Annotated in this window: 24 protein-coding genes and 1 tRNA gene; 10 read left to right on the plus strand and 15 right to left on the minus strand. The window is 62.4% G+C overall.

Annotated elements, in window-relative coordinates:
• Nucleotides 1–4 precede the first annotated feature (4 nt).
• Nucleotides 5–1159, minus strand: a complete 1155-nt coding sequence (locus tag ECTHA_RS0106155) for a substrate-binding domain-containing protein (RefSeq protein ID WP_025281792.1) — start codon at nucleotides 1157–1159, stop codon at nucleotides 5–7.
• A gap of 156 nt (nucleotides 1160–1315) precedes the next feature.
• Here ECTHA_RS0106155 and ECTHA_RS19370 point away from each other — a divergent pair, with 156 nt between their 5' ends.
• Nucleotides 1316–1720, plus strand: a complete 405-nt coding sequence (locus tag ECTHA_RS19370) for a gamma-glutamylcyclotransferase family protein (RefSeq protein ID WP_025281793.1) — start codon at nucleotides 1316–1318, stop codon at nucleotides 1718–1720.
• 7 nt (nucleotides 1721–1727) lie between these two features.
• On the opposite strand, the gene ECTHA_RS0106165 is transcribed toward ECTHA_RS19370, so the two are convergent.
• Nucleotides 1728–3179, minus strand: a complete 1452-nt coding sequence (locus ECTHA_RS0106165) for a TrkH family potassium uptake protein (protein ID WP_025281794.1) — start codon at nucleotides 3177–3179, stop codon at nucleotides 1728–1730.
• A gap of 249 nt (nucleotides 3180–3428) precedes the next feature.
• Between ECTHA_RS0106165 and ECTHA_RS17265 the strand changes: the two genes are divergently transcribed.
• The 8 genes from ECTHA_RS17265 (at nucleotide 3429) to ECTHA_RS0106210 (ending at nucleotide 13141) form a co-directional block, all read left to right on the plus strand.
• On the plus strand, nucleotides 3429–3926 hold the full coding sequence (locus ECTHA_RS17265) for a hypothetical protein (RefSeq protein WP_051582606.1): 498 nt from the start codon (nucleotides 3429–3431) through the stop codon (nucleotides 3924–3926).
• A gap of 58 nt (nucleotides 3927–3984) precedes the next feature.
• Nucleotides 3985–5421 carry a sodium:solute symporter family protein gene (locus tag ECTHA_RS0106175; protein ID WP_025281796.1) on the plus strand — a complete coding sequence of 479 codons (1437 nt, stop codon included), beginning with the start codon at nucleotides 3985–3987 and terminating at the stop codon, nucleotides 5419–5421.
• A gap of 352 nt (nucleotides 5422–5773) precedes the next feature.
• Complete coding sequence (locus ECTHA_RS17270; protein WP_238984740.1) at nucleotides 5774–8758, plus strand: EAL domain-containing protein; 2985 nt, start codon at nucleotides 5774–5776, stop codon at nucleotides 8756–8758.
• Nucleotides 8759–8849: 91 nt separating this feature from the next.
• Nucleotides 8850–8940 (plus strand) — tRNA-Ser (locus ECTHA_RS0106190).
• 218 nt (nucleotides 8941–9158) lie between these two features.
• A complete protein-coding gene (locus tag ECTHA_RS0106195) occupies nucleotides 9159–9467 on the plus strand; it encodes a DUF485 domain-containing protein (RefSeq protein ID WP_025281798.1) in 309 nt (102 codons plus the stop codon).
• Nucleotides 9464–11119: a cation acetate symporter gene (locus ECTHA_RS0106200; RefSeq protein ID WP_025281799.1), complete on the plus strand. Its 1656-nt coding sequence runs from the start codon at nucleotides 9464–9466 to the stop codon at nucleotides 11117–11119. Before ECTHA_RS0106195 ends, ECTHA_RS0106200 begins: the two co-directional genes overlap by 4 nt.
• A gap of 69 nt (nucleotides 11120–11188) precedes the next feature.
• Nucleotides 11189–11620, plus strand: a complete 432-nt coding sequence (locus ECTHA_RS0106205; RefSeq protein ID WP_025281800.1) for a GIY-YIG nuclease family protein — start codon at nucleotides 11189–11191, stop codon at nucleotides 11618–11620.
• A 60-nt stretch (nucleotides 11621–11680) separates the two neighbouring features.
• The gene (locus tag ECTHA_RS0106210) at nucleotides 11681–13141 is read left to right on the plus strand and encodes a DUF945 family protein (protein ID WP_025281801.1); all 1461 of its coding nucleotides are present in this window, start codon (nucleotides 11681–11683) and stop codon (nucleotides 13139–13141) included.
• Nucleotides 13142–13155: 14 nt separating this feature from the next.
• Here the strand turns inward: ECTHA_RS0106210 and purU are convergent, their stop codons facing one another.
• From purU to aceA, 4 genes are all read right to left on the minus strand, one after another.
• Nucleotides 13156–14043 carry a formyltetrahydrofolate deformylase gene (purU, locus tag ECTHA_RS0106215; protein WP_425305684.1) on the minus strand — a complete coding sequence of 296 codons (888 nt, stop codon included), beginning with the start codon at nucleotides 14041–14043 and terminating at the stop codon, nucleotides 13156–13158.
• Complete coding sequence (locus ECTHA_RS0106220; RefSeq protein WP_025281803.1) at nucleotides 14030–14797, minus strand: FKBP-type peptidyl-prolyl cis-trans isomerase; 768 nt, start codon at nucleotides 14795–14797, stop codon at nucleotides 14030–14032. Before ECTHA_RS0106220 ends, purU begins: the two co-directional genes overlap by 14 nt.
• 26 nt (nucleotides 14798–14823) lie before the next feature.
• Nucleotides 14824–15315 carry a ribonuclease E activity regulator RraA gene (gene rraA / locus ECTHA_RS0106225; RefSeq protein WP_029762480.1) on the minus strand — a complete coding sequence of 164 codons (492 nt, stop codon included), beginning with the start codon at nucleotides 15313–15315 and terminating at the stop codon, nucleotides 14824–14826.
• A 342-nt stretch (nucleotides 15316–15657) separates the two neighbouring features.
• A complete protein-coding gene (gene aceA / locus ECTHA_RS0106230; RefSeq protein ID WP_025281805.1) occupies nucleotides 15658–16968 on the minus strand; it encodes an isocitrate lyase in 1311 nt (436 codons plus the stop codon).
• A 338-nt stretch (nucleotides 16969–17306) separates the two neighbouring features.
• Between aceA and aceK the strand changes: the two genes are divergently transcribed.
• Nucleotides 17307–19064 carry a bifunctional isocitrate dehydrogenase kinase/phosphatase gene (gene aceK, locus ECTHA_RS17275; RefSeq protein ID WP_025281806.1) on the plus strand — a complete coding sequence of 586 codons (1758 nt, stop codon included), beginning with the start codon at nucleotides 17307–17309 and terminating at the stop codon, nucleotides 19062–19064.
• A 14-nt stretch (nucleotides 19065–19078) separates the two neighbouring features.
• On the opposite strand, the gene pgsA is transcribed toward aceK, so the two are convergent.
• The 9 genes from pgsA to ECTHA_RS0106280 all read right to left on the minus strand — a co-directional run bounded on the left by pgsA (nucleotide 19079) and on the right by ECTHA_RS0106280 (nucleotide 26400).
• Entirely contained in the window at nucleotides 19079–19630 is a 552-nt protein-coding gene (gene pgsA / locus ECTHA_RS0106240) for a CDP-diacylglycerol--glycerol-3-phosphate 3-phosphatidyltransferase (RefSeq protein WP_025281807.1), read from the minus strand.
• Between the two features lie 3 nt (nucleotides 19631–19633).
• Complete coding sequence (gene uvrC, locus ECTHA_RS0106245; RefSeq protein ID WP_029762483.1) at nucleotides 19634–21469, minus strand: excinuclease ABC subunit UvrC; 1836 nt, start codon at nucleotides 21467–21469, stop codon at nucleotides 19634–19636.
• A gap of 4 nt (nucleotides 21470–21473) precedes the next feature.
• Nucleotides 21474–22115: a uracil-DNA glycosylase gene (locus tag ECTHA_RS0106250; RefSeq protein ID WP_025281809.1), complete on the minus strand. Its 642-nt coding sequence runs from the start codon at nucleotides 22113–22115 to the stop codon at nucleotides 21474–21476.
• A 15-nt stretch (nucleotides 22116–22130) separates the two neighbouring features.
• The gene (locus ECTHA_RS0106255) at nucleotides 22131–22835 is read right to left on the minus strand and encodes a response regulator (RefSeq protein ID WP_238624888.1); all 705 of its coding nucleotides are present in this window, start codon (nucleotides 22833–22835) and stop codon (nucleotides 22131–22133) included.
• A 5-nt stretch (nucleotides 22836–22840) separates the two neighbouring features.
• Nucleotides 22841–23308 carry a CYTH domain-containing protein gene (locus ECTHA_RS0106260; protein ID WP_025281811.1) on the minus strand — a complete coding sequence of 156 codons (468 nt, stop codon included), beginning with the start codon at nucleotides 23306–23308 and terminating at the stop codon, nucleotides 22841–22843.
• 98 nt (nucleotides 23309–23406) lie between these two features.
• The gene (locus ECTHA_RS0106265) at nucleotides 23407–24378 is read right to left on the minus strand and encodes a beta-ketoacyl-ACP synthase III (RefSeq protein ID WP_025281812.1); all 972 of its coding nucleotides are present in this window, start codon (nucleotides 24376–24378) and stop codon (nucleotides 23407–23409) included.
• Nucleotides 24375–25403, minus strand: a complete 1029-nt coding sequence (gene plsX, locus ECTHA_RS0106270; RefSeq protein WP_025281813.1) for a phosphate acyltransferase PlsX — start codon at nucleotides 25401–25403, stop codon at nucleotides 24375–24377. Before plsX ends, ECTHA_RS0106265 begins: the two co-directional genes overlap by 4 nt.
• A 199-nt stretch (nucleotides 25404–25602) precedes the next feature.
• A complete protein-coding gene (rpmF, locus tag ECTHA_RS0106275) occupies nucleotides 25603–25797 on the minus strand; it encodes a 50S ribosomal protein L32 (protein WP_025281814.1) in 195 nt (64 codons plus the stop codon).
• A 63-nt stretch (nucleotides 25798–25860) separates the two neighbouring features.
• Nucleotides 25861–26400, minus strand: coding sequence for a YceD family protein (locus ECTHA_RS0106280; protein ID WP_025281815.1), 540 nt, complete (start codon nucleotides 26398–26400; stop codon nucleotides 25861–25863).
• Nucleotides 26401–26526 lie beyond the last annotated feature (126 nt).

Here is a 26526-nt window from a genome sequence, read left to right on the forward strand (position 1 = left end):
CGTCCTAGTGACGCACTAAGTCGGGCACACCGGAGTAACGGAAGGCGCGCTGCATCAATGCCTCCAGTTCTTCGGCAGGAGTATCCCGTGTCACCAGGTGCATTCCCCCCGAATAGATCTGCGGGATCTCGTGCCCCATGCCACGAACCTGGAGTGCGATGGCCTCGGCCATGGCCACACCTGCATCATCGTTCAGGCGCATCACCGTTGCCGACAAGGTGCCTTCACGGATGGCCTGCAGTTCCGCGCCACCGCCACCCCAACCGGTCACCTGCACATCGGCGCGCGCCTGGGAAACGAGGGTGCGCACCGAGGCCAGGGCCGTATCCGTGGTGCACGCAAAGATGAACCGCAAATCCCGGTGGCGCGCCAGGGCATCCAGCGTCGCCTGTTCGGCGATATCCACATTCTGATCGGTCAGATAGGTATCACGCAGTCGTGGCGCCGACGCATCCACAAGGGATCGGGTCAGGGTATCTCCACGGGCGCGACTGACGTAGCCGTCCGTTCCATACAGCACCACGATCTCATCGCCTTCCCGGGCCTGGGAACGAATATGGTCCAACAACAGATGCGAGCCCTGAAGATGATCGAAGCCCACATACATCAGGGGCTGCAGGCCATTCCAGGCGCGCACGGGGGTGGTGATGTTCTGCAGGATGATATGGGGCCTCTCGGCCCCTGGGGCCCGCGCCAGCAACCGATCAATCAAGGCCATATGCGCGGGAGTATCCAGGGTGTAGATGAGAAAGTCCGGTTCATGGGCCAGGGCCTCCCGCAACTGCTGCACCTGCAGAACGGCCTGATCCCGTGCATCACCACTGAAAAACACCCGCAAATCCAGAGGTAGATCCAGTTCACGGGCCCGACCTTCGAAGGCCACCAGGTTACGCCGCCAGTAATCGGAGATCTGTAATCCCGGGTAGATCACGGACACCGTCACCGGGACATCAGGCCTCTGCTCGGCGGGTATCGATCTGCCTGATTCGCTCACCCGGCGTTCAAAGGCGTGCATCAACGGACGCTGTTCAGCATGCCTTTCCAGAAAAGCCTCCATCGGCCAGTATTCGCGCAGATCCTGAGCGCTGGCAGGCAAGCCCAACCCCAGCAGCATCAGCGCCAGGTAACATCGCTCCAGGAGGCCTTTCCCCTTCGGCATCGGACTCTTCTCCCCGCAAGGGTGTTGGGTTCACTATCTTAAAGCAACGGTAAGCGTTTGACAGACCAGCGGAACCTCAAAATGATACGCCGGTCCATGGGCCAGTGGGTCATATCGTGAATCCCGGGATGGGAACAGCTTTGGGGAGGCCTTGATTTGTCCATCCGTATCTTCGTTTACGGCACCCTGCTCCGGGGGCTGTGCCGTCACGATGCATTGAAAACGGCCCGTTTTCTTGGGCCCGCCCACACCCGCGGGCAACTCTTCAACCTGGGTAGCTACCCGGGCCTCAAGACGGGCCAGGGCAAGGTCCATGGCGAGGTGTATGAGGTGGATCCACTCACGCTCTCCCGTCTCGACCGCATCGAAGACTATGACCCGAAACACCCGGCGCATTCCCTGTATCTGCGGGTTCCCCGCGAAGTCACGCTGCAGGATGGACGTCGATTGCAGGCTCACACCTACCTGTACAACCGCCCTACCCGACCTGCGGATCGCATCCCCCATGGTGACTATCGGGCCCATTGCCTGCCCGCGGCGGGGTCGGGTCAAGACCCATGATCCCGGCTCAGTGCCGCCAGAAGGCCGGCGTCAGCAACACCAGCAAGGTAAAGACCTCCAGGCGTCCAAGCAGCATGGCGAACATGAGCACCCACTTGGCCAGATCACTGATGGCCGCATAGTTCTCTGCCACTGCCCCCAGGCCCGGGCCCAGGTTGGTGATGGTGGCCGCCACCGCCGAAAAGGCCGTCACCTGATCCAGCCCAGTGGCCATCAGGGTCAGCATCATCAAGGCGAACAGGGCAATGTAGGTCGCGAAAAAACCCCAGACTGCATCGATCACGCGATCCGGCACGGGTTTCCCACCCACCTTGATGGGCACCAGGGCCTGGGGATGCACCAGGCGAATCACCTCCCGATAGCCCTGCTTGATCAACAGCATGAATCGGATCACCTTGATCCCACCGCCGGTGGACATGGCGCAACCGCCGATGAAAGCGGCCATGACGAGAAGCACCGGCAGGAAGATCGGCCAATGGGCGAAATCATCGGTGGTGAATCCAGCCGTCGTACCGATGGAGACGGCCTGAAAGACGCCATGATGCAGTGCCTCTCCCCAGTGGCCGAAGTGCTGCTGAATGAGCAGGCTGGCAACCACCACCATCATCAACGTTCCCATGATACCGAGGAACCAGCGCACCTCGGGTTCCTTGAGGTAATGGGTGAGGGATCGGGTACGCCAGGCCATGAAATGCATGGCAAAGTTGATGCCGGCAATGAGCATGAAAACCACACAGATCATGGAGATCACCGGGTTGTCAAAATGCCCGATGCTGGCGTCGTAGGTGGAGAACCCGCCGATGGCCACGGTGGAAAAACTGTGGCCGATGGCGTCGAACCAGTTCATCCCCGCCAGCCAGTAAGCCGACGCACAGGCCACCGTGAGTGACAGATAGATATACCAGAGGGCCTTGGCCGTCTCGGCGATGCGGGGGGTGAGTTTGTTGTCCTTGACCGGGCCCGGGGTTTCGGCACGGTAAAGCTGCATGCCCCCCACCCCGATCATGGGGAGAATGGCAACGGCCAGCACGATGATGCCCATGCCCCCCAACCATTGCAGTTGCTGGCGGTAAAAGCGGATCGACTCCGGCAGGTCATCAATGCCCATCAGCACCGTTGCGCCGGTGGTCGTAAGCCCGGACATGCTCTCGAAGGCCGCATCGGTGAACGAGACGGCAGGGGCCTGGGACAGGCTCAGAGGCAAAGCCCCGGAGAGGCCCAGCACGGTCCAGAAGAGCACCACAATGAGAAAGCCATCCCGGGTGCGCAGATCCTGGCGGGAACGGCACACCGGCAGCCAGAGCAGCAACCCCAGCGCAAGCAACACACCAAAGGAGACCACGAACGGCAACAGCCCGCCGTCGTCGTAGATCACGGAGACAATGGCCGGGGGCAGCATGGTCCCGCTGAAAAGCATCAGCAGCAGCCCGACAACGCGCAGCACGGAGGCCCAGTGCATGAAGAAACCCGGATGGTGAGCGGGCGCATAATGTACGCCACCCGGGCCGCCCGGGCAAAGCCGACAGCCCGGGCAGCCGCCCCAAACGTCGTGGCCCGCGCTTGACCCCCGAAAAGCACACGACTAGGGTAAGTGCATAAGACATCGCCTCAATCGCATGCAGACGGGCCGATTTCCTCAGTGATTGTCTTGTGAGCGCGTCGGCCCTCTGACGGCATGCCGGTGGCCCGGTGGCCAAAGGAGCGTGACTTGCCTCAGTCCTCACGACATTCAGGCCGTTTTTCGCTTACCCTTCGGGTGGCCGTCCCTGCAGTGCTGGCCCTGTTCCTGCTGCCCGTCCCCATCCTGGCCGAAGCCCCCAAACCCCACCTGGAAAGCACCACGGATCTTGCGCGGGCCGGATATTTCCAGTTGCGCTGGTCTCTCGATGAAGGCGAGGTGGACCATTTCCGCCTTGAGGAAGCCACGGAGGAGGACTTCTCCGACGCCCAGGTGTTCTACCAGGGGGCCGATGGCGCCACGGTGATCAGCGGGCGCAGCAACGGCACATTCCATTACCGGGTTCGGGCCCAGCTGGACGATGGCAGCCAGACCGATTGGAGCCAGACACAAAGTGTGGAGGTCAGGCACCACTCTATCGCCCAGGCCTTCGGGATCTTCACCCTGGGAGGGGTGGTCTTTCTGGCCACCGCCGGCGTCATCGCCTTCGGCACCCGGGCCAACCGGATCATCCCCAAGGATTCATGACTCCGACTACGGTACATTCAGGGTCCGCCTGCTGGCGGGTCCGGCATGAGGAGCGCCTATGAGCATCCAGGAAACCGCCATCCTGGAGCCAGGAGTTGCCTGGCTGCTGATTGCCCTGTTCACCGCCCTTTACGTGGGGCTGGGCTGGTATTTCGGTCGAAAGGACAAGGAACTGGACCAGTTCGTCCTGGCGGGCCGCAAGGTGGGGCTGGCCGTGGGCACCGCCACCGCCATGGCCACCTGGGTGACCAGCAACACCACCATGATGGCCCCGCAACTGGCCTATCAGATGGGCATCTGGGGCATGGTGGGTTATTCCCTGGGCGCCGTCGGGCTACTGCTGTTTGCCCCGCTGGCCAAGCGCATTCGCACACTCATGCCCCATGGCTATACCAGTGGCGACTTCGTGCGCCTGCGCTACGGCAACGTGGCTTGGCGGGTCTTTCTGGGCATCTCCATCTTCTACAGCTTTGGCTGGCTGGTCAGCCTGGGCATGGCGGGTGGCGTGCTCACACATGCCCTGTCGGGCATCCCCTACTGGCAGGGCATGACCGTGATCCTGGCCGCCTGCGTGGCCTACACCCTCATCGGCGGTTTCCGGGCGGTCATCGGCACCGATTTCATCCAGTCCATCCTGATCCTGATCGGCCTGGTGGTGTTGGCCTGGATGGTCATTGGCCGCATCGGCTTTGACGAGATTCACTTCAGCCTGGAACTGGAACGACCCGAACTGCTGACCCTGATGATGCCCGCAGCCATCATGTTCCTGTTCAACAACCTGCTGTTCGGCATGGGGGAGATCTTTCATTCCAATGTCTGGTGGACACGCGCCTACTCGTTCCGTGAGGGCGTCGGGCTGTGGGCCTACCTGCTGGCCGGCCTGTTCTGGGCCCCGATCCCCATCGTGGCCGGCTTCATCGCCCTGGCCGGACCTGCCCTGGGGACCAACATCCCCGCCGCGGATATGGTGGGCCCCATCATCTCCGCTGAGTTGCTGGGTCTGGCGGGTGCCATCATCGTACTGATCATGGTCTTCGCCGCCCTGGCTTCCAGTCTGGACTCACTGCTGGCAGCCACCGCCATGCTGGTGGTGCGTGACATCTATTATCGTCATCTGCGGCCTCAAGCCAGTGCCGATCATCTGCGCACCGCCACCAAGGTCACCATCCTGCTGTTGGGGGTGGTCACGTGGCTGTTATGTCTGCCCCGCATCACCACCCTGGCGGAACTGCTGCACTTCACCGGTGCGTTCGTGGCCAGCACCATCTGGCCCATTGCCGCCGGTCTGTACTGGCGTCGTACCAACCGGTGGGGCGCCACACTGGCCATGGTGGCTGGCAGCGCGGCCGGTATCACCGCCTATTTCCAGATCGGGTTCTACGTGGGTGCCCTGGTGGGAGCCGCGGTGTCCATGGTGATCGTGCTCCTCACCACCTGGCTCAGACCCCAGGAGTTCGACTGGGAACAACTTAAAGAACCCCCGCCAAAACACTGATCCGAATGGGGTTAATCTCATGGCATCTGTCGAAATTCTTTCCATTGTCGTGACGGTGGCAACCATCATCACCACGCTGTGCATCTTTGTGCTCATCGGCCTCGTGATCAGGGACTGGCGCAACGGCACGCTTTGGTGAGAGGCACGGCGAGCCCCGTCCCGCAGCTTCGATCATGCGGATGGGGCCACAATAATCGAAATTTCTTTTCCTTGATCGGTGTCATACGGGCACATCCGGCACGCTTTCTGCGTTAACCTTCACTCGGCAGGGATTTACTGCAACCCAAGTGAAGATGCGACTCTCCCCGGGCGGCACGGGGTGGACGCGAGGTAACCCAGGAGTGGCCCCAACATGACGCGCATCCCGCTGCGCTATCTGACGGTTCTGATCCTGCTGGTGTTTATCGCCCTGAGCAGCTTGCTGGCCTACCGATTCGGCCTCAACGCCGCCGCAAATCATGTGGAAACCTCCGAAGCACGCCACCTCAAGGCACTGACCCAGCGCTTGCAGGATCATGCCGCGGATATGCTGGCGCGAGGTGAGCACGCGCGCCTGCAGCAGACATTGCAATCCATGAGCGAGGAACTCGATGTCAATCTGGCCGTGATCCTGGGCGCGCAAGGGAAGATCCTTGTCGGCATGGATGACCAACGCCTGGGAGAGCCCTGGGAAAGCCTGATTCCCCATCCCCTGAACCCGGCCCTCTATCCCGACCTGTCGATCGCGGCCCTGCTCGACGACACCGGCCGTGTCGGAAAAGTTTTCACCAGTGAATCCCGCAATGCCCTCCTGGCCGCCTTCACGCTCAATCAGATATCCGACACGCCCAGCCTCTCGGCGCAGGTTCCATCGCAGGGGCTGATGCTGATCCAGCTGAACCTGATACCGGCGAAGGCAGCAGCCCAGAGCAATGTGCGCGAACTCGTGCTCCGGTTCATCGGCTACCTGGCACTACTGGCCGTCCTGGGGCTGATCTTCTTCCACTGGACAGTGACCAAGCGTGTCGAGCGTCTGGCCCGGGCCACGCGACAGTTTGCCGAGGGTGATCTGAATACCCGCAGTGGCGTGACTGGAGGCGACGAACTGGCGGATCTTGGCCGCACCTTCGATCAGATGGTCACCCGCATCGCCGAGACCCAGCACACCCTTGGAGAGCGAGACCGACGGCTGTTACGGGCCCAACGCACCGCCCGCATTGGCACCTGGGAGATGCACTTGCCCGAGCGGGCGTTTTACTGGAGCGACGAGATGTCCCGTGTGCTGGGCACCGCCCCTACGGAACGCCACCTCAACTACGAGAGCTTCATCGCACGCATCCATCCGGATGACCAGGAAGCCGCGCGACAATCCGACCGCAAGGCCATGGAAGAAGGCATCGCCGGCGAACTGGACTACCGCATCATCGGGGCCGACGGAAACGTGCGTCACGTCCATGAACAGACGCAGGTGATCCGCCGTCCGGATGGGCAGGTGGGCACCGTGATCGGCACGGTGCAGGACATCACGGAACGCAAGCGGGCCGAGGAAGCCGTCTTCAATGCCAAGGAGCGCGCCCAGGTCACGCTGGATTCCATTGGCGATGCGGTGGTCACCACCGATGCCGATGGACGCGTGGACTACCTCAATCCAGCGGCCGAAGCCCTCACCGGCTGGCCCATCCTGGAAGCCCGCGGCAAGCGCCCCGACGAAATGTTTCAACTGGTCAATGAAACCAGCGGTGCCACGGTGCGCACCCCCTTGGACGCCTGCCTGCGCGAGGGGCGCAATGTGGGTCTGGCCAATCACATCGTCATGATCACCCGCGATGGTCGCACCCGTGCCATCGAGGACTCTGCCGCACCGATCCGCGACCGTCAGGGGAACACCATCGGCGCCGTGCTGGTCTTTCATGACGTCACCAAGCCCCGACAAATGGCACGCAAGCTGTCATGGCAGGCCACCCATGACCCCCTCACCGGGCTGTTCAACCGGTTTGAATTCGAGCGCCGCCTGCAGGTGGCGCTCAAGCAGGCCCATGAACTCCAAGCCCACCACGCCCTGCTCTACATGGATCTGGATCAGTTCAAGGTGGTCAACGACACCTGCGGGCATGTGGCCGGAGATGAACTGCTCAAGCAACTGGCCTTTACCCTCTTGGCGAAGATTCGTGACTCTGACACGCTGGCTCGCCTGGGTGGCGATGAATTCGGGGTCCTGCTGGAGCATTGCCCTCGCGAAAAGGCCCTGGAGATCGCCAATAACCTGCGTCAGACGGTGCGTCAGTTCCGGTTCGTCTGGCAGGGGCGGGTCTTCGAGGTGGGCATCAGCATCGGCGCCGTCATGCTCGAATCCACCGCCGAAGACATGACGGCAGTCCTCAGCGCCGCCGACATGGCCTGTTTCGCGGCCAAGGAGCGTGGTCGCGACCGCATTCATGTTTACCATCCTGACGATCAGGAGCTCATCCAGCGACACGGAGAGATGGAGGCGGTCTCGCGGATCAACCAGGCACTGGCGGAGCATCGCTTCAGGCTTGATGTGCAGCCCATTGTGCCCGTTACCGATCAGCAACATCCCCCGCACCAGGAGATCTTGTTGCGCATGCTGGATGAGGAAGGCCGGGTGGTCATGCCCGGCGCCTTCATCCCCGCCGCTGAGCGCTTTGGCCTGATGCCGGCGGTGGACCGCTGGGTGGTGCACCATTTCTTCAGTCAGTTCGCCCATGTTTTGAGGGAGGATCCCCGCCATGCATCCTCTTCCAGCGGAACCATCTATGCCATCAACCTCTCTGGCGCCTCATTGAACGATGAACAACTCCCCGGTTTCGTCATCCAGCAACTGGAGCGCTACCAGATCCCTGCCTCGCGCATCTGTTTCGAGATCACCGAGACGGCGGCCATCGCCAACCTGACCCGGGCCGGGCTGTTCATGAATGAACTGCGCCAACGGGGTTGCCGTTTCGCCCTGGATGACTTCGGCACCGGCCTGTCCTCATTCACCTATCTCAAGCAACTCCCGGTGGACTACCTCAAGATCGACGGCAGCCTGGTGAGGGATATCGCCCGGGACCCCATCGATCGTTCCATGGTGGACGCCATCGCCCGCATCGGCCGGGTGATGGGCCTGCATACCATTGCCGAGTTCGTGGAAGACGATGCGGTGCTGGCCACTCTGGCCGAGCTGGGCGTGGATTTTGCGCAAGGCTACGGCATCGCCCGGCCCGCGCCCCTGTCCCAGGCCACACCGCTTCAAGGGCCGCCTCGCCAGCCATCGGGGCCCGCATCATCCGATCACTCATACCGCAACACCATGGCGCGATCCCGGGTGCGATCCCGTTTGCCAAATTCCGAAGTTTGATGTATCTTTGCGCACCTTGTCAGGCGGGGTTTCCCTCCAGCCTGGCAGACACCCTTGTGACCCGGACTATCCGGTCAGGGTGACGCACTTTGGAGAGGTGGCCGAGCGGTCGAAGGCGCACGCCTGGAAAGTGTGTATACGGTAACCCCGTATCGAGGGTTCGAATCCCTCCCTCTCCGCCAAATTGCACCGAAAAGCCACCGAAATGGTGGCTTTTTCATTTGTGCCCCCCCCTCATCGCCAAACCTTGATCCCGGGCATTAAAAGCCGCAATGCGCCGCTGCTGCCTTGCAACATGCCCCTCGATGTAAGAACATCCGCCCGTTTAATCATTGCACTTATACCCACATAAAAAGCATAAGGGTATATCCATTCTTCTGTGCACAAAGCGGGAGCATTCATGGACCAAAGCACCATCGACCGCATCAAGGCGGATCCCAACTTCCAGAGGCTGGTGAAAAAGCGCTCACGCCTCGCCTGGAGCCTGAGCGCCATCATGCTGCTGGTTTACTACAGCTTCATCATGCTGGTGGCCTTCCTGCCTGACGTCCTGGCCATCCGTCCCTTTGGCGACAGCATCATCACCTTGGGCGTGCCCATGGGCGTAGGCATCATCCTGTTCGCCTTCATGCTCACCGGCATCTACGTGTACAAGGCCAACACGGAATTTGACAAGCTTACCGCCGCCGTCAGGGAGAACGCTGAATGAAACCCTTACTGACCTTCTTGCTGCTGGCCGCCCTGCTGACCGTGGGCGTGGCCCTGGCCGAGCCCAGCGACATCACCGAGGCCGTGGGTGGCAGCAGCTGGACCTCCAGCATCATGTTCATCGTCTTTGTGGTGGGCACCATGGGTGTGACCTACTGGGCCTCCCGCCGCACCAAGACCGCCTCCGACTTCTACACCGCCGGTGGCGGCATCACCGGTTTCCAGAACGGCCTGGCCATCTCCGGCGACTACATGTCGGCGGCCTCCTTCCTGGGGATCACCGCCCTGGTGTACACCTCCGGCTTCGATGGCCTGATCTACTCCATCGGCTTTTTGGTGGGCTGGCCGGTGATCATGTTCATCATGTCCGAGCGCCTGAGAAACCTGGGCAAGTTCACCTTCTCCGACGTGGTCTCCTTCCGCTTTCAGCAGATCCCCATTCGGGTGTTCTCCGCCTTTGCAGGCATCACCATCGTGCTGCTGTACCTCATCGCCCAGATGGTGGGCGCGGGTGCCCTGATCCAGACCCTCTTCGGCATGAGCTTCGAAGTGGCGGTACTGATCGTCGGCATCCTGATCATCGGCTATGTGACTTTCGGCGGCATGCTGGCCACCACCTGGGTGCAGATCATCAAGGCCGTGCTGCTGCTCTCTGGTGCCACCTTCATCGCCGGGATGTCGCTTTACTTCTACGGCTTCAGCCTGGAGGGCCTGTTCCAGGGGGCCGCCGATCGTCACGCCCTGGGTGAGGACATCTTCAAGGTGGGTGGTCTGGTGAGCGATCCCATCTCCGCCATCTCGCTGGGTATCGCCCTGATGTTCGGTACCGCCGGTCTGCCCCACATCCTGATGCGGTTCTTCACCGTGCCCAGCGCCAAGGAAGCCCGCAAGTCGGTGTTCTACGCCACCGGTTTCATCGGGTATTTCTACGTGCTGACCTTCATCATCGGCATGGGCGCCATCGCCTTCGTCATGGGCAACCCGAACTACTTCGACGAGACCGGGCGCATGTTCGGCGGCGACAACATGCCGGCAGTCCACCTGGCCCACGCCCTGGGCGGTGACCTCTTCCTGGGCTTCATCTCCGCCGTGGCCTTCGCCACCATCCTGGCGGTAGTGGCCGGCCTGACCCTGGCGGGCGCCTCGGCCATCTCCAACGACCTGTATGCCAACGTGATCAACAAGAAAGCCACCAGCCAGCAGGAGATGCGTGTCTCCCGGGTGGCCACGATCATCCTGGGCATCATCGCCATCCTGCTGGGGATCGCCTTCCAGAGCCAGAACATCGCGTTCCTGGTGGGCCTGGCCTTCACCATTGCCGCCTCCACCACCTTCCCGGTGCTGATCATGTCCATGTACTGGCATGACATGACCACCCGGGGCGCGGTGATCGGTGGCTCCCTGGGCCTGATCTCCGCCGTGGTCATGGTGGTGCTGAGCCCCAACGTGTGGGTGCAGGTACTGGGCAATGAAGAGGCCATCGTGCCCTACAGCAACCCGGCCCTGTTCACGGTGGTCATTGCCTTCCTGGGTATCTGGGTCTTCTCCAAACTGGACCGCTCCAAGCGGGCTGCCGAAGACCGTCGCCGGTTCGAGGCCCAGTACATCCGTTCCCAGACGGGTATCGGCATCAACAAGGCCGCAGAGCATTGATGCCACCGGGCGTCACCTGCCGGTGACGCCACGCCAGGTGGGTGGGAGACATGGCATACTGAACGGGCCATGTCCCTGCCCACCACCTATCAGTTGTACATTCATCTGCGTCGACCCTGCCGGATACAGGCAGGGCGACTTCCCACCCATCGACTGCCGGCCGGCTGGTACATCTACACCGGCAGCGCCCGGCAACATCTCGATGCCCGTATCGAGCGGCATTTGCGCCGCCAAAAGACCCGACGCTGGCACATCGACTGGCTGCTCACCCGCGCGGACGCCCGCGTGGTTCACGTCACACTGCATCACGAAGCCGAATGCGCTCTCAACGCCCGCATGGGCGGAGACAGCCTGATCCCCGGGTTCGGGGCCAGCGATTGCAGGGCGGGCTGCATCAGTCACCTACGCTACCTGGGCGAACAGGTTCCACACCCCGTGCCACCCTCCCAGCTCACCCAACGCAATGCCGGCCTCAAGGCCTTTCGTCGTGCGCGCCGGTGATGTGGATCCCCGGCCACTCAGGCATTACCCTTGACCCCTCATCTGTTGACGAGATCAGCCATGGCCCCACCCAGCAACATGCCCCCCGCCCGCCAACGGACCGCCCTGATCATTCTGGCGCTGCTCCTGATCCTGGCGGTGATCGTCCTGGGCGCCAACCACCTGGTGCATCGTGCCGCTGCACAACAGGTCGAGGCGACGCTTCAGGCCTGGCAGGATCAGGACACCGACACGCCCGGACTGCATCTGCGCTGGGCCGATTACGATCGTGCCACCGGGGAACTCCAATACCGGTTGCGCTACATCCCTGAGGCACACGGCCCCGTCCGGGAACTGCTGGCCGACCTGCAGGACACCCGCACGCCCCGCCTGGAAACCTCCGGCACCGCCCAGGTCACCACGCGGGGACTGGCCGGCCTGCTGGGCACGATCGCCCGCGTGGAGGGCGGCCTCACGCTCTCCGACACCTGGCGATCCATCCTGCCGGACTTTGAGGACGATGACTGGCTTCGCTACCAGGTGGACGTGCACACACGGGGCCGGCATCAGGCCGCCCTGAGCGGGATCGCCTACGCCGGTCGTATCCTGGACGCTCAGGGCGAGCGCACGGGCGAAGCCTCCTGGCGCACCTGGTCCCTGCATGCCCGCCTGGCCAATGAGGACCGACTGGCGCATCTGGAAGCCTCGCTGCCACGCCTGTGGCTGCGGGAGCAGGACGGGGAACTGGATGCCCTGCTGGAGGACCTGAACCTGTGGCTGGAAGACGCCATGCTGGACGGGGGCCTGTTGATTGTGGGCGATTCCCGGCTGTCCCTCGGGCATCTCTCCGTGGAGGAACCAGAGGGCACCCTGTCCCTGAAGCAGCTGGCCATGAACTGGAACAACCACCGTGATGGGGATCGGTTCCGCGACCGCGTGGCCTTCTCCCTCGGGCGCGTTTCCCTCAATGGCGAACGGGTGGTGGATCAGGCCCAACTTCAGCTCAGCTCTGATCTCGGCTACGAGGCCCTGCGCGACCTGGCGGCCCTGGCAAACAATCTGGATCCGGAGGCCGACCTGACCCGGCAGGACGAGGAACGGCTGGAACGGGCCGTCACCGCCCTGCTCCGCCAGGGGGGTGAGATCATTCTGGAGCAGGCGTCAGTGGCCAGGGACGATACCGGCGCCCTCTCGGGCCAGGTCAGCCTCGGCCTCAGGGAAGACCCCGACTTCGAGCTGGACGGAGAACTCCAGCAGCTGCACAACCTGTATGGCGGCCTGCGGCTCACCTTTGACGAACCTTTGGTCCAGTCCATCATGGAGCGCTCCCTTAGGGCCCAATGGCCCCACGTGAGTGAGGCCCATCTGGCGCAGATGGTGGAGCAGCAGTGGCGGGAATGGTCGGTGATCCTGGGCATGATGCCCTTCGTCACCGAGTGGGAAGACCAGCGCGTCACCCTGGCCCTGGAACTGGAGGACGGCGTCCTCAAGGTGGAAGGCCGTCAGGTGATGAACCTGCGCGACCTGATGGGGATGTTCTGAGCACCCCTGACGAACTAGCTGAAGACCACCGTCTTGTTCCCATGAATCAGCACACGGTCCTCCAGGTGGTAGCGCAGCCCCCTGGAGAGCACCGTGCGCTCCACGTCACGCCCCAGGCGGACCAGTTCATCCACCGTATGGTCATGCCGCACCCTGACCACGTCCTGTTCGATGATGGGCCCCTCATCCAGCTCATCGGTCACGTAATGGCAGGTGGCGCCGATCAGCTTCACCCCCCGCTCGAAGGCCTTGTGGTAGGGGCGGGCCCCCACGAACGAGGGCAGGAAACTGTGGTGGATATTGATCACCCGCCCGGCAAAGCGCTGGCACATCTCCGGGGGCAGGATCTGCATGTACCGGGCCAGCACCACCACATCGGCCCGGGCCTCCTCCACCAGGGATGATATCCGCTCGAAGGCGGCTGTCTTGTGCCGCGGATCCACCGGCACATGGTAATAAGGGATGCCATGCCACTCCACGTAGTCCCGCATGGTCTCGTGGTTGGAGATCACGCAGGGGATCTCCAGAAACATCTCCTGGCTGCGCCAGCGATACAGCAGATCCGTCAGACAGTGATCCTGACGGCTCACCAGCGGCACCACCCGGCGGGGCCGGCTGGCGTCGGTCACCTGCCAGTGCATGCCATAGGCCTCGGCCACGGGCGCAAAGGCGTGCCTCAGGCCATCGGCATCGAAGGGGAGCGTGCCCGCGTCGATCTCATAGCGCATGAAGAACCAGCCGGTCACCGGATCACAGTGCTGGCTCGCCTCGGTGATGGACCCCCCATGCCCCGCCAGAAACCCGCTCACGGCGGCCACGATACCCACCCGGTCCGGGCAGGATACCGTCAGGCGAAAACGAACGGGTGTACCAGGCACCGACAGACCCTCAGCAACGTGCACCAAAGGTCAGCTCAGGGCAGGAACGGGTCACCGACTTGCCCGACTCGATCCAGCCCATGATGCCCTCGGTGACATTGTGTACGTTCTCATACCCCCCCTGCTCCGCCATGGCCTGGGAGAGGAAGGCCGTGCGGTTGCCCACGCGGCAGATGATGGCAAAGGACTCGTCCCGTTCAACCAACCGGTTCAGCTCCGCCGGAAAGGCCGGGTTGAAACGCCCCTGCTCATCGAAGGCCGTGAGCAGCACGCTCCCTTCCAACACGCCGGTCTGCTGCCATTCATCGGGACGGCGGATGTCGATCAGGGTCACACCCGACTCCAGCAGGGCTTCCAACTCAGCATTGCTCACGTTCGAGTAGGCAGGCCCTTCCACGCGCACCAGTTCCACTTCAAAGCGCAGCGTCGCGTCCGGTGGAATCACACCACCCGCCCCCCGGGACCCGTAGGCCAGGTGCGGCGGGATGACAAGCTCCCGCTTGCCGCCCTCCTTCATTCCCTCAAGACCCATTTCCCAACCAGGAATCACCTGCCCATGGCCCAGCACAAGGCGCAGCGGCTCGCCCCGGTCGTGACTGGAATCAAACTGCGTACCATCCTCCAGCCAGCCGGTGTAATGCACATGCAACGTGTGGTGCATCGCTGCCCGATCACCCTCGCCCGCCTCGATCTCCTTGATCTGGACCTCTGCCGAAGCATGCCCCGCAGCCAGCAGCAAGAAAGAACACAGCACAGCAAAAAGTCGTGGGATCCGCATGGTTTCACCTCAAAAACGGGACACAATCAGCCAGGGCGCACCACAATACCATCTTCGTCCGCGAACAGCAGATCCCCCGGCCGGAATTCCACGCCCGCAAAGCGCACCGGGATATTCTCCTGCCCCACCCCCATCTTCCTGCTCTTGAGGGGATGCGTGGCCATGGCCTTCACCCCCAGGGACAATGCCCCGCAGGCCCGGGAATCCCGAATGCAGCCATACATCACCACACCGGCCCAGCCATTCTTCACCGCCAGGATGGCCAGCTGATCCCCCAGCATCGCACACCGCATGGAGCCCCCGGCATCCACCACCAGCACCTTGCCGCGTCCATCGGTGCCCAGCATCTCGCGCACCTTGGAATTGTCCTCAAAGCACTTCAAGGTCACGATCTCGCCGGAGAAGGCCTTCTCCCCGCCAAAATCCCGAAAGATCGGCTCACACACCTGGATATCGCCGTCCTCGTGTTCATCGCACAAGTCCGCCGTACCCTGAAAATTCAATCGCTCGGATGTCATGTTTTTTCTCTCCACTCATGTCAATGGGAGTCGGAATGCAAGGGTATCGGGGCCTCGAGGTGGCCTGTAAGCGGGTGTCAGCCGCATGGATGCGGCTGCCAAGCCTACAAGGACGTATTCACGGCGTCCCGCGGTCAGGACACCTCGAGGCCCCGATGCCCGTCGGCCCACTACCTACCCCCCCACAGGGGCCGCATATAATGAATAAGGACCTGGCCCCACCCAGGCCCGTTCGCAAGCCACCGAAACACAGGCCCCACAAACAACAAGGGCCGCACCCCCCGTTTCCGGTTGATGCGGCCCTTGAAGGTCCCGATCAGTTCGGGTCAGCCCAGGCAGGCCTTAGCCGCTGAACTGATCTTCCTCGGTGGAACCCTTCAGCGCGGTCACCGAAGAGGTGCCACCCTGAATCACGGTGGTGATGTCGTCGAAGTAACCGGCACCCACCTCCTGCTGGTGAGACACGAAGGTGTAACCCTTGTCGCGTGCCGCGAACTCGGGCTGCTGCACCTTCTCCACATAGTGCTTCATGCCCTCGCCGCGGGCATAGTCGTAGGCCAGATCGAACATGTTGTACCACATGTTGTGGATACCGGCGAGGGTGATGAATTGGTACTTGTAACCGTACTCGGACAGCTTCTCCTGGAAATGGGCGATGGTCTTGTCGTCCAGGTTCTTCTTCCAGTTGAAGGAGGGAGAGCAATTGTAGGCCAGCAGCTGGTTCGGGTTCTTGGCGCGCACGGCCTCGGCGAACTCACGGGCAAAGCCCAGATCCGGCGTGCCGGTCTCGCACCACACCAGGTCAGCATACGGGGCATAGGCCACACCACGGGAGATGGCCTGCTCCAGACCATTCTTCACCCGGTAGAAGCCCTCGGCGGTGCGCTCGCCGCTGACGAACGGACGATCGTTCTCATCAAAGTCAGAGGTCAGCAGGTTGGCGGCCTCGGCGTCGGTACGGGCCAGCAATAGGGTGGGCACCCCCATCACGTCGGAGGCCATACGGGCGGCGATGAGCTTGTGCACCGCTTCCTGGGTGGGCACCAGCACCTTGCCACCCATGTGACCGCACTTCTTCACCGCGGCCAGCTGGTCTTCGAAGTGCACGCCCGCGGCGCCGGCGGTGATCATGTTCTTCATCAGTTCGTAGGCATTCAGCACACCGCCGAAGCCAGCTTCTGCATCTGCCACGATGGGCAGGAAGTAATCGATACCGTCCTTGTCTTCCGGGCTGATGCCACGGGACCACTGGATCTCATCGGCACGCTTGAAGGCGTTGTTGATGCGACGCACCACCGTGGGCACGGAATCATAGGCGTACAGGGACTGGTCCGGATACATGGTCTCGGAGGTGTTGGCATCCGCCGCCACCTGCCAACCGGACAGATAAATGGCCTCGATACCGGCCTTGGCCTGCTGCACGGCCTGACCACCGGTCAGGGCGCCCAGGCAGTTCACGTAACCCTTCTTCGCGTCGCCATTGACCAGCTTCCACAGCTTCTCGGCGCCGCGGCGGGCCAGGGTGTGCTCAGGCTGAACGGAGCCACGCAGGCGCACCACGTCCTCAGCAGTGTAGCCGCGCGTCACATCCTTCCAGCGCGGATTTTCTGCCCAGTCCTTTTCGAGCGCCTTGATCTGTTCATCTCGGTTCATCATGCCTAATCCTCTGTCACTATATCGTTGTGGCCCGTATCCCGGGCGGGGGTCTCTCGGTCCGGACAGGACAACGTATGGCCGAACGCTCTCGTGTGGGCCCCGGTGACGCAGACCGGAAACCCGCTTATCTGCTTACCCGACGACTCCACCCGACTTCTCGAATGGAGGGGCCAAGCGTAGTCTAGACTCAGACAAAAGCCAGCAAGAAATTTCAATAGTAACCATTTGCTGGTGCAATGCAACATAGCAACTGATGCAAACAGAGTAAATACTGTAGTAAATTCGACATGACGACGGCACACACCGCTCAGGCGACCAAAGGCGACCAGCAGACCATGAATGACCGCGCGCGGCAGATCGCCCGCTCCATCCTCACGGGTTTTGAACGCCACTTCTCGTTCTTCCAGGAAATCACCAGCAGTGCCCGGGAACGCTTCGAGCATGCCGACTGGGAGGCCGTTCGGGCCGCGTCAGTCAAACGGATCAGTTCCTACGACGGGCGGGTGCAGGAAACCCTCTCCAAGGTGCGCGCCACCTTCGGTATCAATGGCCTGGAGGAACAACTGTGGCAGCGGGTGAAGATCTCCTACATGGACCTGCTCCAGCACCACTCCCGCCCGGAACTGGCAGAAACCTTCTACAACTCGGTGTTCTGCCGCCTTTTTGAGCGCAAATACTACAATAACGACATGATCTTCCTGGAATCCGTGGCCAACCGGCAGGAACTGGCCGAGCGTTACCGGGGCTATCTATCCTTCCATACCCGCGATGGGGGCGTGGAAACCTGCATCTGGGAGATCCTCTCCGCCTTCTACTTCAACCTGCCCCACGCCGACCTGTCCCAGGATGTGAGCAACATCACCGAGGCCCTGATCGAGCGATCCGCATTCGGCTCCGAGGCCATGTCGGATCTGCGCATCGACGTGCTGGAGTTCCCCTTCTTTCGCAACAAGGCCGCCTACCTGATTGGCCGTGTGGTGCACGAGGGGCACTGCCACCCGTTCATCGTGCCGCTCACCAACAACGAACACGGCGGCATCGTCGCCGATGCGCTGCTCACCACCGAGGAGGAGGCCGAAGCGGTGTTCAGCTTTGCCCGGGCCTACTTCCTCGTGAAAACCCCGGTCCCTGCGGCCACCGTGGCCTTCCTGCAGGATCTGATGCCCAACAAGGCCGTGGCCGAACTCTACATGAGCCTGGGCTTCCACAAGCAGGCCAAGAACGAATTCTACCGGGACTTCCTCCACCACCTGGCCGACAGCGACGACCTGTTCGCCCTGGCCCCGGGTACGCCGGGCCTGGTGATGATGGTCTTCACCCTGCCCTCCTACCCGTATGTATTCAAGGTGATCAAGGACCGCTTCCCGCCGCAGAAGGATGTCACCCACGAATTGATCGAGCGACGTTACCTGCAGGTGAAGATGCACGACCGGGTGGGCCGCATGGCCGACACCCTGGAGTTTTCCGAGGTGGCCTTCCCCCTGTCACGGTTCTCCCCGGAACTGCTGGAGGCCCTGCAGAACGAGGTGGGTTCCCAGGTGGAGGAAAGCGACGGCATGCTGGTGATCAAGCACCTGTATATCGAAAAGCGCATGCTGCCGCTGGACGTCTTCCTGCAAAGTGCCAATGAGGAAGAAGCACGTCATGCCCTGCATGAATGGGGACTGGCAGTGAAGCAGTTGATGGGCGTGAACATCTTCCCCGGCGACCTGCTGTTCAAGAACTTCGGGGTCACCGACAGTGGCAAGGTGGTGTTCTATGATTACGATGAGATCTGCTATCTCACCGAGTGCCATTTCCGCAAGATCCCCGAATCCCCCTTCCCCGAGGACGAACTCAGCTCGGATGCCTGGTATTCAGCCGGACCCAACGAGGTCTTCCCCGAGGAATTCCCCACCTTCCTGAGCACCGACCCCAGGGTGCGCCGCACCCTGATCAAGCTGCACCCCGACCTGTTCGACTACCGCTACTGGCAGGCGCGACAGGAGGACGTGAAGAAAGGCATCCATGGCGATGTCTTCCCGTATCGCCAGTCGGTCCGCTTCGACAAATCGGCCGCTCAGCGACCAGCGGCCCAGGCCGCCTCCGCCTGAACCGATGGCTCAGGCTACTCGCTGATGCGCATGGCTGCCCGCAGGTAGTGGAACATGGACCACAGGGTGAGGCCAGCGGCCACGTAGAGCAGGACCATGCCAATGCTCATACTGGGCAGAGCGAGGATGGGCTGGCCGTAGAGCAACAGGAAGATGGCCACCATCTGCGCGGTGGTCTTGAGCTTGCCGATCCAGGACACCGCCACCGCCCCTGACTGCCCCAGCTGCGCCATCCACTCCCTCAGGGCGGAGATGGCGATCTCCCTGCCGATGATCACCACCGCCGCCAGGGTGAGCAGAACGCCACCTGGGTTGTCTACCAGCAGCACCAGGGCCGTGGCCACCATGAGCTTGTCGGCCACCGGGTCGAGAAAGGCACCAAACTGGGATGTCTGCTCCAGGCGCCGCGCCAGATAGCCATCCAGCCAGTCCGTCACCCCTGCCAGGGCGAAGATGAAGGCGCTCACCGGGCCGGAGAGCGGGTGAGGATAGTAGTACGTGACCACGATCAAAGGGATCAGGGCGATCCGCAGCCAGGTCAGCAGATTGGGGATGGAGAATGTCATGAATCAGTCGTCGTGTAGCGAATCGAATATCTGCTGCGCCAGCTTGCGACTGATGCCGGGCACCTTGGCGAGCTCTTCCACCCTGGCACTGCTGACGCCCCTCAAGCCACCAAAATGCTTGAGCAGTTGCTGGCGACGCTTGGGCCCCATACCGGGAATCTGCTCCAGCGGTGACGTATTGCGTGCCTTGGCACGCTGCTGACGGTGTCCCGTGATGGCAAACCGGTGCGCCTCGTCGCGGACCTGCTGAATCAGGTGCAGTGCCTTTGAGCTGGGCGGCAGTATAGACGGGCCGCGTTCATCGCTCAATATAAGCGTTTCCAGGCCCGGCCGGCGATCCTCGCCCTTGGCGATGCCCACCACCATCACACCCTCCACCTGCAACTCCTCCAGCACCTCCAAGGCCTGACGCACCTGCCCCTTGCCACCATCGATGAACAGGATGTCGGGCAGACGCGCCTCCCCCTCCTTGAGACGGGTGTAACGCCGATGCAAGGCCTGGTGCATGGCCGCGTAATCATCCCCGGGGGTGATGTCACGGATGTTGAAGCGTCGGTAATCCGACTTGAGCGGACCTTCGGGGTTGAAGACCACACAGGAGGCGACAGTGGCCTCCCCCTGGGAGTGGCTGATATCAAAACACTCCATGCGTGTGGGCACCTCCTCCAGCTCCAGGGCTTCCCGCAGGGCCTCCAGGCGCTCACGCATCCCGGCCCTGCCGGCCAGACGCGTGGCCAGCGACATCTGAGCATTGCGCTGGGCCATCTCCAGCCAGCGCGCACGCTCGGCGCGCACGTTCCAGGCAAGGGTCACCTTGTGGCCCCGTTGCATGGCAAGCATTTCCTCCAGCAGGTCCGGTTCCTCCGGGGCATGACTGACGATGATCTGGGGCGGCACCTCCCGGGACAGGTAATACTGCCCCAGGAAGGCCGTCATCAGTGCTTCGCCACTGGTTTCCTCCGGCAGGCTGGGGAAGAGGGCCCGGTTGCCCAGGTTCAAGCCACCGCGAATGGAGAAGACCTGCACACACACCTGCCCCCCCTCCAGGGCCGCGGCGATGATATCCACATCGCCGCCCTCACCGCTCACATACTGCCGCTCGGAGATCTGCCGCAGTCGGGTGATCTGATCACGCAGCTGGGCCGCCCGCTCGAACTCCAGGCGAGCCGAGGCCGTCTCCATCTCGGCCACCAGATCCCGCATCACCTGATCGCTGCGGCCTTCGAGAAAATCCACCGCATGCTTCACATCGCGGTCATAGGCCAGGGGATCGATCAGCCCCACGCAGGGAGCGGTGCAACGCTTGATCTGGTATTGCAGGCAGGGGCGTGAGCGATTCTCGAAAAAACTGTCCTTGCAGGGGCGGATCAGAAAGAGTTTCTGCAACAGGTTGAGCGTGTCGCGCACCGCCGGGGTGGATGGATACGGCCCAAAGTAGCGCCCTGGCTTCTTGCGGGCGCCACGATGAAACGTCAGGCGTGGATAGGTGTGCTGGGAGAGGTGGATATAAGGGTAGCTCTTGTCATCTCGCAGCAGCACGTTGTAGCGCGGCCGGTGCTGCTTGATGAGGTTGTTCTCCAGCAGCAGGGCCTCGGCCTCGGTGGTGGTCACCGTGACCTGCACATCCCGTATCTGCGCCACCATGGAACGGATGCGGGGGCTGGGCAGGTTGCGGCGAAAATAGCTGGACACCCGGTTTCTGAGGTTCTTCGCCTTGCCTACGTAGAGCACCACGCCATCCTCGTCCAGCATCCGGTAGACACCCGGATGGCGGGTCAGTCCGGCCAGGAAGGACTTGGCATCAAAGCCCGGTTCCGGTGCAGACTCTTCCGTCACCATGGGATCAACGGGAGTCCAGGCGCTGGCGCAGATCCGCGAAGACAGCCTGAAACATCTCCGGCGTCAAGCGGCGGGTCTGGGTGTTGTAGCGACTGCAGTGGTACGAGTCCACCAGGGTGAGACCGCCGGGCAGATCATGCACGCGGTGATGACCGAAGGGATGATCCTTGAGTTTCAGGTTCCGTGCCCTCAGGACGGCCTGATGGGCGATGGCACCCAGGGCCAGCACCACGGCGGGATTGGGCAGGGTTTCCAGTTCCGCGGCCAGATAATCATTGCAGGCGCGAACCTCTGCCCCCTGGGGTTTGTTCTGGGGCGGCAGACACTTCACCGCATTGGTGATGCGGCAATCCTTCAGGGTCAACCCATCGTCACGGGAACGGGATTCAGGATGGCTGCCAAAGCCCATGTCGTACAGGGTGCGGTATAGCAGGATGCCCGCATGGTCGCCGGTGAAGGGCCGGCCCGAGGCATTGGCACCGTGCATGCCCGGCGCCAGCCCGACAATCAGCAAGCGGGCATCGGGGTCACCGAAGGGAGGTACGGGGGCGGCATGATAACCCGGATGCGCCTCGCGCACCTGGGACAGAAACCCCACCAGTCGGGGGCACCGGGTACAGTGGAGGTCAAATACGGTTCGGGACACGACAGCGCACAGACCTCAAGCGTCTTCGGAAGGATCCGGAGCGGTGATGCCATGATCCATGGCCATGCGCAGCAGCTCGATATCGCTGGAGCACTCCAGCTTGTCCCGCAGGCGGGCCTTGTAGGTACTGACGGTTTTCACATGCACGCCCAACTCATTGGCAATCTGCTGTTGCTTGCATCCCTTCACCAGAAGCACCAATATCTGGCGCTCTCTGGGAGAAAGACGGGCCAGGGCATCCTTCGTCCCGGCGCTATCGCCCCCCGACAGTTGGTGGGCGATTTTCGGGCTCACATGCCGGTCACCGCGCACGGCCAACCCGATGGCCTCGATCAACTCGTCTACCTGACACCCCTTGGTGAGATAACCCGAAGCCCCGCTATCCATCAGCCAGCGGGGGAACGGCCCCTCGTCCTGAACGGTGAGCACGATCACCTTGGTCCCCGGGTAACGGGCCAGTACCTGCCGGGTGGTCTCAAGCCCCCCCATGCCGGGCATGTTCAGGTCCAGCAACAACACATCCGGGCGCAGACGTGGCAATTGCTCCAGGGCCTCCTCACCGGAACCGGCCTCGCCCACCACATGGATACCGGTCTGCGCAGAGCGGGATTCCAGCAACCCACGAATACCGATGCGCACCAGCTCGTGATCATCCACCAGCAGCACGTCCACCATGCGCGGACTCAACCCGCTACCGGCTCCGTCGTGATCTCGGGACATTGCGACTACCAATCCTTGTAAGGGTGTTGCACAAGACTCGTGTTGTAATAGCGCGGGTCATGGGAGACCTCTTCGCCGGCCCAGGGGGGTATGGCCGGCTCCTGCTCGGCATGCTCCAGCTCCACCTCAGCCACCACAAGACCGGCATTGTCTCCCTCGAACACGTCCACTTCCCACAGGTGATTCCCCACCGGCACGAAATGACGGGTCTTCTCGATCAAGGGATGATGGCACAGGGATTCCAGCAGGTCATGAGCATCGGCCGCCGGGATGGAATACTCGAACTCCTGACGCTGCACACCCAGCGTGGCGCTCTTGATGTTCAGGTCCGCTTGCTCATCGGACACGCGCACCCGCACCGAAGCGCTCTTGTTACCACACAGATAACCCTGCCTGAGCTTCACGCTCTTTGTGACATGCTGCTTCCAGGCATCAGAAACCACGAGGAATTTTTTTTCGATTTCCTGTCCCATGGCACCACCGAAAGATTGCGACGACCCATACCTTAGCATGATCGACGGACATTCGGTTCACGCCCACGCAAACGCCAGGCCCACGGGCAGGAGCGAGCCTAAAAGTACACCAACGCCGAACCCCAGGTGAAACCGCCACCAAAGGCTTCCATGAGCACCAGCTGACCGGGCTGGATACGCCCATCGCGCACCGCCTCATCCAGGGCCATGGGTACCGAGGCCGCCGAGGTATTGCCGTGATTCTCCACGGTCACCACCACCTTCTCCATGGGCAGTTTCAGCTTGCGCGCCGTGGCCTGAATGATGCGGATATTGGCCTGATGAGGGATGAGCCAGTCCACCTGGGATTGCTCCAGGCCATGCTTTTCCAGGGTTTCCTCGACGATCCGCCCCAGGGTGTTGACCGCCCACTTGAAGACCTCGTTGCCCTTCATCTGCAGATAGGCTTCGCCGGCAATCATGTCCTTGTAGCCACGCCCCACTCCCCGGGGCACGCTCAGCAGATTCTCGTAACGGCCATCCGCGTGCAGGTGCGTGGAGAGTACACCGGGCTTGTCCGATGCCTCCAGAACCACGGCGCCGGCACCGTCTCCAAAGAGCACGCAAGTGCCCCGGTCGTTCCAGTCCAGGATACGGGAGATGGTCTCTGCTCCCACCACCAGGGCGCAACGGGCACTGCCCGCCCGAATGAACTGGTCGGCCACGCCCAGGGCATAGACAAAGCCCGTGCACACGGCCTGCACATCGAAGGCCGGGGAGCCGTTGTGCACGCCCAGACGCTGCTGCAACAGGCAGGCCGTGCTGGGAAAGACCTGGTCCGGGGTGGTGGTACCCACAATGATCAGATCAATGTCCTCGGGGCGGCGCCCAGCCATTTCCATGGCTCGACGGGCCGCCTGCTCCGCCAGATCGCAGGTGCTCTCGTCGTCCGCCACCACATGGCGCTGAGCAATGCCGGTGCGCTCGCGGATCCACTCATCCGAGGTCTCCACGATCTTTTCCAGATCCCGGTTGGTCAGAACCTTCTCCGGAAGATAGCTCCCGGTCCCTGTTATACGGGAATAGATCACGATGCCGACTCCTCATTCAGCAGCTCTCCCAGCCGCTTGTCGATGCGCTGCGGTACCCGCTTGCGCGCCTCGATGCGGGCAATGCGGATGGCGTTCTCGAAGGCCACTGCATCGGCCCCACCATGGCTCTTGATCACCACGCCCTGCAGCCCCAGCAGGCTGGCCCCATTATAGGCTCGGGGGTCAATGCGACCACGGAACTTGCGCAATACCGGCATGGCCACCAGGGCGGCCAGGCGACTCAGCAAGCCGCGCTTGAATTCGGCCCGCATGTAATGCGAGACCATCCGTGCCACGCCCTCGCTGGTCTTGAGCGCCACGTTGCCCACAAAGCCGTCGCAGACCACCACATCCACGTCACCGCAGTAGATGTCGTTGCCTTCAACGAAACCGATGTAGTTCAGGTGGCTCTGCTCCAGCATATGGGCCGCTTCCTTCACCTGGTCATTCCCTTTGATGTCCTCCTCACCAATATTCAGCAGGCCCACCCGTGGATTGCTGACATTGTCCACGGCGCTGGCCAGCTCGGAGCCCATCACGGCGAACTGGTACAGATGACTGGCCGAGCAGTCCACGTTGGCACCCAGATCCAGCATGTGGGTGTGGCCCTTGATGGCGGGGATGGCGGTGATGATGGCGGGGCGATCGATCCCCGGGAGGGTCTTGAGCACGTAGCGGGCCGTGGCCATCAGGGCGCCGGTGTTGCCGGCACTGACGCAGGCATCCGCCTGCTGGTGCTTGACCAGGTTGATGGCCACCCGCATGGAGGAGTCTTTCTTGTTACGCAAAGCCTGTGTCGGGGGCTCGTCCATGCCCACCACCTGGGCGGCGTGATGGATGCGCAGCCGATCCGAGGGCGCCTTGCCAAGGGCAGCCAGTTCCTTCTCCAGCCTCGCCTTGTCGCCCACCAGGATGAGGTGGATATCGGAAAACTCGGCCAGTGCCTTGAGTGCCGCCGGAACAACCACATGGGGGCCGTGATCACCCCCCATGGCATCCAGTGCGATGGTAAAGAGACCGCTCATGGACAAACTCTTTTTTGATCTGCACAGGAAAGCCTCGCGGGATACTTGACCCCACGAGGTCGATAGCGGAGGGCCAAACGGCCCACCGGCAATGGCCTCGTCGGTTGCCCGGCAGTCCGTCGACTCATACCCCTGACCGGCGTGACACCGGTATTCCAAGGGTCATGCATCAACATCACCGGCAACCCGGGACCCGATTTTACTCGTCGTCTTCTTCCAGATCCTTGGCCTTGATCACCTGACGACCACGGTAAAAACCGTCGGCACTGATGTGATGACGACGATGCAGCTCACCGGTGGTGGGCTCAACGGACAGGGTGGGACCGGTGAGGGCGTCGTGGGAACGACGCATGCCGCGACGGGAGCGGGTGGTACGACCTTGTGCAACAGCCATGATGTCTCTCCAATGATAAAGCGTTCTATGCCGCCGGGGTTTCCCCGCCGGCGGCCGTGTCAATCAACCGTCGTCGTCCAGGCGCCCCTTCAGGGCACCCAGGGCAGCGAACGGGTTGTCTTCCTGCTTGCGGAGTGTCTCCACCTCCGCCTGCGAAAATTCTTTCAATGGCTGATCCGGGCAGCGGTCATCCGCATGCATGGGGACCGTCGGCAACGCCAGGAGCAGTTCGTCCTCCACCAGCGCCCAGACCGAAATCCGCCCGTCTTCCAGCATGACCGGCTCAAGCTCGACCGGCAGCTCCTCGATGGAGCGTCCTTCATCAAGCACCACGCCCTCGAAGGTGGTATCCACTGGCCAGGTCATGGACCCCAGGCAGCGCTGGCATTGCAAGGCCAGCTCAGCCTGGGCGCTGCCGAACACCTTCACCTGCCCACCATGCTCCCGCCCGAATCGCAGCGACACCCGTGCTGGCGCGGCCAGTGCGATACCCGCTGCAACCAGACGCGGCAGGCTCGATGCTTCCAGCAGGCCCTCCAGAGGGCGCGTGTTACCGGCGAGGCGAAACGGGTCGACCCGCTCGGGAAGGGTGGTCTCGGACATAAGCGCGCAATTCTAGAGGGCTTATCGCGGAACTGTCAAAACGAATTCGCGATCACGGCTTGAAAAACCGTGCTTCGTTCACGGATACTGACGGTTTGATGACAATCTGCGGGCTGCACGCGGCCC

This window comes from Ectothiorhodospira haloalkaliphila ATCC 51935 (genome assembly GCF_000633935.1).
Lineage (GTDB): Bacteria > Pseudomonadota > Gammaproteobacteria > Ectothiorhodospirales > Ectothiorhodospiraceae > Ectothiorhodospira > Ectothiorhodospira haloalkaliphila.